Annotated in this window: 6 protein-coding genes and 1 pseudogene; 3 read left to right on the plus strand and 4 right to left on the minus strand. The window is 73.8% G+C overall.

All coding sequences use genetic code 11. The annotated features are described in order from the left end of the window. A pseudogene (locus ACFWY6_RS42520) lies at positions 1–290 on the plus strand (TetR family transcriptional regulator); the annotation flags it as partial. Positions 291–344: 54 nt separating this feature from the next. Here the strand turns inward: ACFWY6_RS42520 and ACFWY6_RS42525 are convergent. After that, positions 345–1,742 (minus strand): NAD(P)/FAD-dependent oxidoreductase, encoded by a 1,398-nt coding sequence (locus tag ACFWY6_RS42525; RefSeq protein WP_384702377.1) that lies wholly within the window; start codon positions 1,740–1,742, stop codon positions 345–347. 180 nt (positions 1,743–1,922) lie between these two features. On the opposite strand from ACFWY6_RS42525, the gene ACFWY6_RS42530 reads away from it, so the two are divergent. After that, positions 1,923–3,053 carry a glutamate--cysteine ligase gene (locus ACFWY6_RS42530; protein WP_384702380.1) on the plus strand — a complete coding sequence of 377 codons (1,131 nt, stop codon included), beginning with the start codon at positions 1,923–1,925 and terminating at the stop codon, positions 3,051–3,053. Here the strand turns inward: ACFWY6_RS42530 and ACFWY6_RS42535 are convergent. Together ACFWY6_RS42535 and ACFWY6_RS42540 are read right to left on the minus strand one after the other, a co-directional pair. Continuing rightward, positions 3,039–4,184, minus strand: coding sequence for an MFS transporter (locus ACFWY6_RS42535; protein ID WP_384702393.1), 1,146 nt, complete (start codon positions 4,182–4,184; stop codon positions 3,039–3,041). The two genes, ACFWY6_RS42530 and ACFWY6_RS42535, sit on opposite strands and share 15 nt — an antisense overlap. A 176-nt stretch (positions 4,185–4,360) precedes the next feature. Next, a complete protein-coding gene (locus ACFWY6_RS42540; protein ID WP_384702383.1) occupies positions 4,361–5,539 on the minus strand; it encodes an MFS transporter in 1,179 nt (392 codons plus the stop codon). A gap of 99 nt (positions 5,540–5,638) precedes the next feature. On the opposite strand from ACFWY6_RS42540, the gene ACFWY6_RS42545 reads away from it, so the two are divergent. Beyond that, positions 5,639–6,724, plus strand: a complete 1,086-nt coding sequence (locus ACFWY6_RS42545) for a DUF5937 family protein (RefSeq protein WP_384702386.1) — start codon at positions 5,639–5,641, stop codon at positions 6,722–6,724. Here the strand turns inward: ACFWY6_RS42545 and ACFWY6_RS42550 are convergent. Beyond that, a complete protein-coding gene (locus ACFWY6_RS42550) occupies positions 6,666–7,676 on the minus strand; it encodes a DMT family transporter (RefSeq protein WP_384702389.1) in 1,011 nt (336 codons plus the stop codon). The two genes, ACFWY6_RS42545 and ACFWY6_RS42550, sit on opposite strands and share 59 nt — an antisense overlap. Positions 7,677–7,901 lie beyond the last annotated feature (225 nt).

The raw sequence follows: 7,901 nt of genomic DNA on the forward strand, positions 1-7,901 counted from the left end.
GTGCTGTGGGCGGCCGCCATCGAGGACACCGAATCCGCACTCCACGCCTCGTGCGTCACCCTGCGCGCGGCCGGTGCGCGGCCGGTGCGCGGCTCCTCGCCCGCGCCCAGGCCGCCGGCGTGGCGCGCAGTGATGCCGATGGCGCCGATCTGTTCGGGCTGGTGGCCATGCTCGCCTGGCTCGGCGATCAGCCCTCGCTCGCGACGCGCGCCGACCGCCTCTTCGACGTTGTCGCGAGCGCGATTCTGACGAGCGCGGGGAGCGGCCGTGCTCAGCCGGAACGCGGCTGACAGGTCCGCCGTCCCGGCGGTGTGAGGCAGCCCTCGGGAGGAGAGCGGCGGCCGTCATGGGCGGTCGGCCGCCGCCCGGCGGAGGCCCACGGGGTCGAGGGTGAGGTAGAGGCCGGCCGACGCCTGTTCGGGGCGGGTGGGCAGCGGGACCATGTGGCTGGTTCCGTGGCCGCCAAGGCCCTGCGCGCGGTGCCCGTCGAGAGGCCGGCGGAGTCTGTCGATGAGGGTGGCGACGGCCTCGTCCTGGGCGTCGCCGAGGTCTTCGACGCCGGTCACGATGTTGAGGAACGACTCGTGCAGACGCAGGTCCTGCTGGTCGCGGTGGCTGAGGGTCTGGGCCTTGCGGAAGTACGCGTCGCGGCCGTCGTGGATCCGGTAGAAGGCGCCGACCAGGATGAGCAGGCGCTCGTAGGCGTGCCGGTAGGCGGTGCGGTAGAAGCGCTGGGCCGAGGCCTCGTCGATCTCGCCGCGCAGCACGCTGCCTATCGCGGCGGCGGAGAGCAGCCCGCTGTACATGGCCAGATGGACGCCCGTGGACAGCAGGGGGTCCAAGAAGCAGGCGGCGTCCCCGGTGAGGTAGTAGCCGGGGCCGCAGAACTCCTCGGCCACGTAGGAGTAGTCGCTCTCCACCTTGAGGTCCGAGACGCGCTGCGCACCGCCCAACATGCGCTCGAGCAGCGGGCATTGGGTGAGCGCCTCCGCGTAGAGGCGGTCGACGGAGCCGTGTTGATCGCGTGCCCGGCTGAAGGAGCGCTTGTCCGTCACCAGGCCCACGCTGAGGGTGCCGTCATGGAGGGGGATGGCCCAGATCCATCCGTGCTCGGGCAGGGAGAAGACGCCGATCGCGCCCTCCGGTGCGCCCGGCAGGGGCGCGGCGCCGCGCCAGTATCCCCAGGCGGCGACATTGCGGAAGACGTCGTGGAACCGGCGCGTGCGCAGCTGACGTGCGGCCAGGACCCCGGCCCGGCCGGAGGCGTCGACGAGGCACCGGAAGTGCGTCTGTCCGGCGCGGCCGTCCCGGGAGGTCCAGGTGGCCGAGGTCGTGCGGTCGCCGTCGAATCCGACCCGGCGTACCTGTGTCTCCTCGCGCACCCGCACTCCCTGCGCGCGGGCATGGTCCAGGAGCAGACGGTCGAACTCGGAGCGGATGACCTGGAAGCTGTAGGCGGCGGGCCGGTCCGAAGTGTCGAACCGCAGTTGCCACTCCTGCCCGCTCCAGCCGTAGAAGGCTCCGGTCTTGCGGGTGAAGCCGTGGCGCTCGACCGCTTCGCGTGCGCCCATCACGTCCAGTACGGGCAGCAGCGAGGGCAGCAGGGACTCCCCGATGTGGTAGCGGGGAAACCGGTCCCGTTCCAGCAGGGTCACATCGAAGCCCTGCCGGGCGAGCAGGGTTGCGGCGGTGGCGCCTGCCGGTCCGCCGCCGGCGACCAGCACCTGGGTCCGCTCGTCCACGCCAAGCCCCTCGTCGTGTGGAGGATCCGCACCCGGGCACGCCTGGCTGCATGCCCGGAATGCGCCCTGCCCTGTGGTTACCGGCCGTGACATCATGGTCACCACCCCTGCCCAGTGGAGCCGGAGCCGCCCCCTGCGCGCAAGACCGCCCCTTGCGGCCGACATCGAGGGAGGACGTCCGTGCAGGCAGCGCCGGAACAGCTGACGGTGGGTCTGGAGGAGGAATACCTGCTGGTCGACCCGGTGTTCCGGAAGCTCGCTCCGCACAGCGTGAAGGTGGTGGCCGCGGCCGCGCCCGAACTCGGTACGCGGGTCGGTACGGAACTGACGCGCTATCAGGTCGAGGCGCGGACCGATGCGCACACCGACCTGTCCGCACTGGCGGAGCAGGTGCGCGCCATGCGGGGCGCGGTCGGCGTTGCCGCCGAGCAGCAGGGGGTGCGCGCCATCTCCAGCGGGACGCCGGTCATCGACGAGTCTGCGCCGCCTCCCGTCGTTCCGGACGCGCGCTACAGGCGGAGCGTCGCGGACTTCCGCGCCCTTGACGACGAACAGACCGTCTGTGCCTGCCACATCCACATCGGCCTGCCGGACCATCCGGCAGGGACTCTTAAGGTCAGCAACTGGCTGCGGCCCTGGCTACCGGTCCTCGTCGCCCTCCTCGCGAACTCGCCGTACTGGGCAGGGCGGGACACCGGTTACGCGAGCTGGCGCACGATGGTCTGGGCGCGGTGGCCGGTCGCGGGCCCACCCCCGTACTTCGAGTCCCCGGCCCACTTCGACGAACTCGTGGGCCGCTGTGTGGCCACCGGCGCGATCATGGACCGCACGGCCCTGTACTGGGACATCAGACCCTCCCATCACGTGCCCACCCTGGAGGTCCGCATCGCCGACGCGGCGTGCGCCGTCGAGGACACCGCCCTGCTCGCCGCCGTCGTACGGGCACTGGCGGCCACCGCGCTCCGAGCCATCGCGTCCGGTGAGCCGGCACCGCGGCCCGAGCCGGAGTTGCTGCGCGCGGCCTGCTGGCGCGCGGCCCGCGACGGGCTGACGGGCCACGGCGTCGACCCGCTCACCGGCCGCCTCCTCCCGGCGCGGACGCACGTCCGGCGGATGCTGTCCTGGATCCGGCCCGCCCTGCACCGCCACGGCGACCTGGACGTGGTCAGGGCCGGCTGGGCGCGCCTGTGCGCCGAGGGCAACGGGGCCGACCGCCAACGCGCCGTCTACCACCGCCGCTCGAACCTGCACGACGTGGTCGACCACCTGGCCTTGCCCATGAGCCCGCCTGCGGTGTCAACGGGAGACTGACCCTCCGGCGTTCCGGCCGTCTGCCGCTCGGCGGCGGCCGCCCAGGGCGGGCAGTGCGCCTGCGGCCAGGAGAACGGCCAGGGCCGCGTAGCCGTAGGTGAGGGTGGCGGCGGTGGCGACGCCCGCCACGAGCAACGGGCCGCCGGCGTCGCCCAGTTCGCGGCCGAGTTCGGCCGAGCCCATGGTCTGGCCCATGCGCTCCTCCGGCGTCGAGGCGGCGAGCGCGGCGAAGCCGAGCGGGGTGATAAGACCGGTGCCGGTGCCGATGAGGGAGGCGGCCAGCAGGACCCCGGCCAGGCCGGGCAGCATCGCGGCGGCGAGTCCTGCGGCGGTGATGAGCAGTCCGGCCAGTAGCCCGGTACGGGTGCTCAGGCGTCCGGCGTCCAGGGCGCGTCCCGCCTTGGGCTGGACGACGGCGGCGGTGGCGGCGAGGACGGAGACGGCGGCGCCGGTGGCCACGGTGCCGAGCCCGGCCGCGGCTCCCGAGACGGGCAGGAACCCCACGCCGACGGAGAGCGCGGCGGTCGGGGCGAGGAAGGAGCGGTCGGCCAGGCGCCGCGCGAGGTCGGCGACGGTCTGTCGCTTGCGGGGGAGTGGCGGTACGGCCGGGACGGCGAGCGCGGCCCACAGTGCGACGGCCGCCGCGCACACGGCCATCACCGTGAACAGCAGGCGCAGGCCGCCCGCCCAGACCAGGACGCCGCCGAGCAGCGGGCCGAGGGTGTAGCCGATGGACTTGTAGAAGCCGTAACTGCCGAACGCACGCCCGCGTTTGGCCGCCGGGTTGAGGCGGGCCACCAGCGCGGAGGCGGACGGGGAGAACGCGGAGGCCGCCGCGCCCTGGCCCAGGCGGGCCGCCCACAGCCGGCCGGGGCTGTCCGCGATCGCGTACAGGGCGGAGGCGGCGGCGAACGCGATCAGGCCGCCGAGCAGGACCGGTTTGCCGCCGATGCGGTCGGCGAGCGAGCCGAACACCGGCTTGAGGAGAACCTCGGCGCCGTCGTACAGGGCGAGCAGACCGCCCAGGACCAGGAGGGAAGTGACGGCGTCCGCGGAGAAACCGCCGAGGTTGGCGGCGATGCCGTGCGCGCCGAAGGCGGTGGTGAACCCCGCCGCGTACAGCGGCCACATGGCCCGCTTCGGGGCAGCGGGGGCTATGGGCGGATGGCTCACGATGGGTCCTCGTCTCTGGCCTGCGGCGCGCCGAAGAGGCGTCGATCGGCATGTCCCGTACGTACCCGGCTGTCGAACCGCCTTGCGTGCCTGCGCGACTGAGGCCCGGTCGGCACGGCTGCTGAGCCCGACCGCTAGGTGGCAACGGCACCGGCCGAGAGCAGCGTCGCAGCGGCGAGGCTGCCCCAGAGGGCGGTCGGGCCGTGGGGTGCCAGAGCCGTGATGACCGCCGGGGAGACGGCGAGGCCGAAGCCCGTGGAGAGCTCGAAGCGGGCGAGGGTGCGCCCCAGGGCATGGGCCGGGGCGAGGGCGGTGACGAGGGCGGTGGCGCTGCCCGCGTAGATGATCTCGCCGATGGTGCAGAGCACGGACACGGCGGCGACGGCCGGAGCGCCCCAGCCGTGTCCCGGCGAGGTGGCCGCGAGGAAGCCGAGGTAGGACGCGGCGAGCACCACTCCGCCGAGAGCCAGGACGGTCCGCCGGGAGTAGCGGGACAGCAGGACGGTGACCGGGACCTGCAGGGTGACCACCAGGACCGTGTTGGCCACGAAGATGCCCGCCGACCAGACCGGCGATGCGTGCAACTGCGTCACCAGGACCAGGGGGAGCGCGATTTCGGGGACGTTGAGGCAGAAGACGTAGACCACATTGGCGGCAAGCAGCGTGCGCATCCGAGGTACGGGGCCGTCGGCCTCGGCGGGGGCAGCGGCCGGGCGCGCGTGCAGGTGGACCGACCACGCCAAGGCCGCCGCGGCGAGATAGGCGAGACCCGTGACGGCGGCCAGCGCCTGCAGGGCGGTGCTGCCGCCCGCCAGGCATGCGGTGGCGATGAGCGCGCCCACGCCCATGCCGGCGTTGCGCAGGGCGCGGCCTCCGGCGAGCGCGGCGTCGCGTTCGCGGCCGTGGGCGACCGTGGCGACGAGGGCCGCGTGGGCGGCCGGCCAGGCCTGGTTGCCGATGCCGAGGAGGAGCGCGGCCGTCGCGAACAGCCAGACATGGCCTGCCGGGGTGGCGAGGAGCAGCGCCACGCCGGCCACCCGCACCAGCATCGACGCCGCCACGACCGTGCTGCGTGCGCCCCGGTCGAGCCAGCGGCCCACCGCGGGCATGCACAGCAGACCCGCGACGATGCCGGCCGTCATGGCGATGCCGGTGGCCGGTGCCGAAAGGCTCAGCACTGTCACGCCGTAGAGCAGCAGAAAGGGCCGCAGCAGGCCGGTGCCGAGCGCGTCCACGGCCAGAGCGGCGGCATAGCGGGGGCCTCCTGACGCGCGGACGAGGGCGCGGGGGCGGATCTTGGTGGTCGTGGGCATGGAGCACACCGTGCGGTCGGCCGCCCGGTGGGGCACGTGGGTTGACGGACTCCGTCAATCCACGGCTGCACCGGCCGTGCGGCCAGCGATGATGAAGGGATGACGTTGCGCATCGACATCACCGGCCTGCCGTCCGAGCAGGTGCGGTTCGCGACCTCCCCGCTGGCCGAGCTGACCGCGATGCTGCACGTGCTCGCCGAACCCGGGCATCATCCGCGGCTCGCCGACTGGGCCGCGGACGTCTGGGCCGGCCTGGCGCCGGAGCTCGCCGAGCGGCTGCGCGAGTCGGAGTTCCTCTGGCGGTCCTCACAGGCCGACTTCCTGCTCCCGGCCCGGCCCCGGCCGAGCCTCGCCGAGGAGCTGGACGACGTGGACCGGATCGACGACGAAACGTATGTGACCGCCGCGCTCATCACCACCTGCGGCAGCAACCGGGTCCCCCTCGCCGTGCCGTCGCCGCTCACCGACGCGACCGCGCGCGAGCGGGCCCTGGACCTTGCCCAGGCCCGCGGCCCGCGCCAAGAGGCCTTCGTGGAACGGCTGCTCGCGGACCCCGCCGCCGTGCGGGCACGGGTGCGGCACAGCCTGGAACGGTGCGCCGGGGCCTTCTTCGACGCCGCCTGGGCGGGTGTCGCCGTACAGCTCGCCACCGACCTGCGCGTGAAGAACGATCTGCTGAAGCGGCAGGGCCTGGCGGCGGCACTCGCGTCGGTCTCCGGCGCGCTCACCCTGGCACCGGACGGCGACCACATCACCGTGGACAAGCTCCAGGACAAGGCGACCGCCGCCCACGGCAGCGGGGTCACCTTCATCCCCAGTGTCTTCGGCAGTCCGCACCTGGCGGTGGTCCACACGCCCGGGTGGCAGCCGGTGGTGCAGTACCCCGTGGCCGAGCCGAACCCTCCGGAGCCGGTATCGCTGGAGACGGTCGGGCTGCGGCTTGAGGCGCTCGCCCATCCGATACGGCTGCGCCTCCTGCGCACCCTGGCCCGCGGCCCGCACACCACCGGCGAACTGGCCCACGCCTGGGAGCTGACGGCCCCGGAGGTCTCCCGCCACCTCGCCGTACTGCGCCGTGCCGGCCTGCTGACGGCCCAACGGCAGGGTCGCTACATCCGCTACACCCTCAACCTGCCCGCGATGACGACGCTGGGCACGGATCTGCTGTCGGCCGTGCTGCGTTAGGGGCCGTGGCGACGACCCGGCTCGTCCGCGTACCCGAGAGCGCCGCGACCGAGACCGCCGCGAGCGCGAGCACGACGCCCGCGACCGTGGCCGCCGTGACCCGCGTGTCACCGTGCGGCAGCAGCAGGTCGAGGGCGAGGGAACCGACCAACTGGCCGGTGATCGTGCACAGTCCGAGCACCAGGACGCCGAGCTTCTGCACCGTGGCGACCGCGACGGTGATGAAGGAGATGCCGACCAGACCACCGAGATAGAGGTACGGCTCGGCCGGCAGACGGGAGGGAAGCCCCGTCGCCACGGCGTGCACCAGGAAGACGACGCTCAACGCGCCCGTACCCGCGAGGAAGTTGAAGAACGTTCCGGTGTACGCGGATCCCGCGGCGTTCTTCACATGCCCGTTGACCGCCTGCTGCCAACTCACGCAGACGCCCGCCACCAGCGGGAGCGACAGCAGGGCGTACGGGAACCCGCCGCCCAGTTTGTCCGCCATCGACAGACCCACGGCCGCGAGCACAAGCACCGCGCCGACGACCCGGCGCCGCGTGGGCCGCTGCGGTCCGGCAGGCCCGAGCCCCATCCGGTCGAACAGCAGCCCTCCCGTGACCTGGCCCGCGACGATCGCGACCGTGAACAGTGCGACCCCCAGCGCGCCGACCGTCAGCCCCTGCGTGAGCACAAAGGCCGCACCGCCGAATCCGCCGAGCACCTGCCACCACCTGAGCCGCCCGCCGCGTACGTCCGACAGCACCAGGCCCGCGCCACGGCGAGGCTTTCGCAGCACCAGGAGACCGAGGGCCAGCACCGCGAACCCTGAGCCGAACGAGATCACCGCGGCCGCGAAACCGTCACCGCCGAGCCCGGCGGCGAGCTCCCCGGTGATACGGGCCTGCAGGGAGATCAGGGTGCCGGAGAAGACGGCGAGGAGCAGCCAGGGGGCTGCGGCGGCGGGCATGTGCGTACGACCTCTGGGTTGGGCATCGACGGTGGGTGGAGCGGCGTCCCGGAGGCGCCCGCATCGGGGGGGCGGCCGGGTCCCCACCTTTCTAACCGATCAGCTCGGCATCGGGCAGGGCGGGCCGGATGACGAGACGCGGGCGCCAACCGGGCGCAGGCCGCGACGGCAGGCGCACCGCCCCCCCCCCCGCGACCGGCGGCGGCCGGGCGCGGGCGGGGCCGG

The organism is Streptomyces sp. NPDC059037 (assembly GCF_042740015.1).
GTDB lineage: Bacteria > Actinomycetota > Actinomycetes > Streptomycetales > Streptomycetaceae > Streptomyces.

Excerpts from the sequence above, each read along its gene's own strand:
- ACFWY6_RS42545 (WP_384702386.1), top strand. The coding sequence starts at position 5,639 with ATGACGTTGCGCATCGACATCACCGGCCTGCCGTCCGAGCAGGTGCGG.
- ACFWY6_RS42540 (WP_384702383.1), bottom strand. The coding sequence starts at position 5,539 with ATGCCCACGACCACCAAGATCCGCCCCCGCGCCCTCGTCCGCGCGTCA.
- ACFWY6_RS42535 (WP_384702393.1), bottom strand. The coding sequence starts at position 4,184 with ATGTGGCCGCTGTACGCGGCGGGGTTCACCACCGCCTTCGGCGCGCAC.
- ACFWY6_RS42550 (WP_384702389.1), bottom strand. The coding sequence starts at position 7,676 with ATGCCCGCCGCCGCAGCCCCCTGGCTGCTCCTCGCCGTCTTCTCCGGC.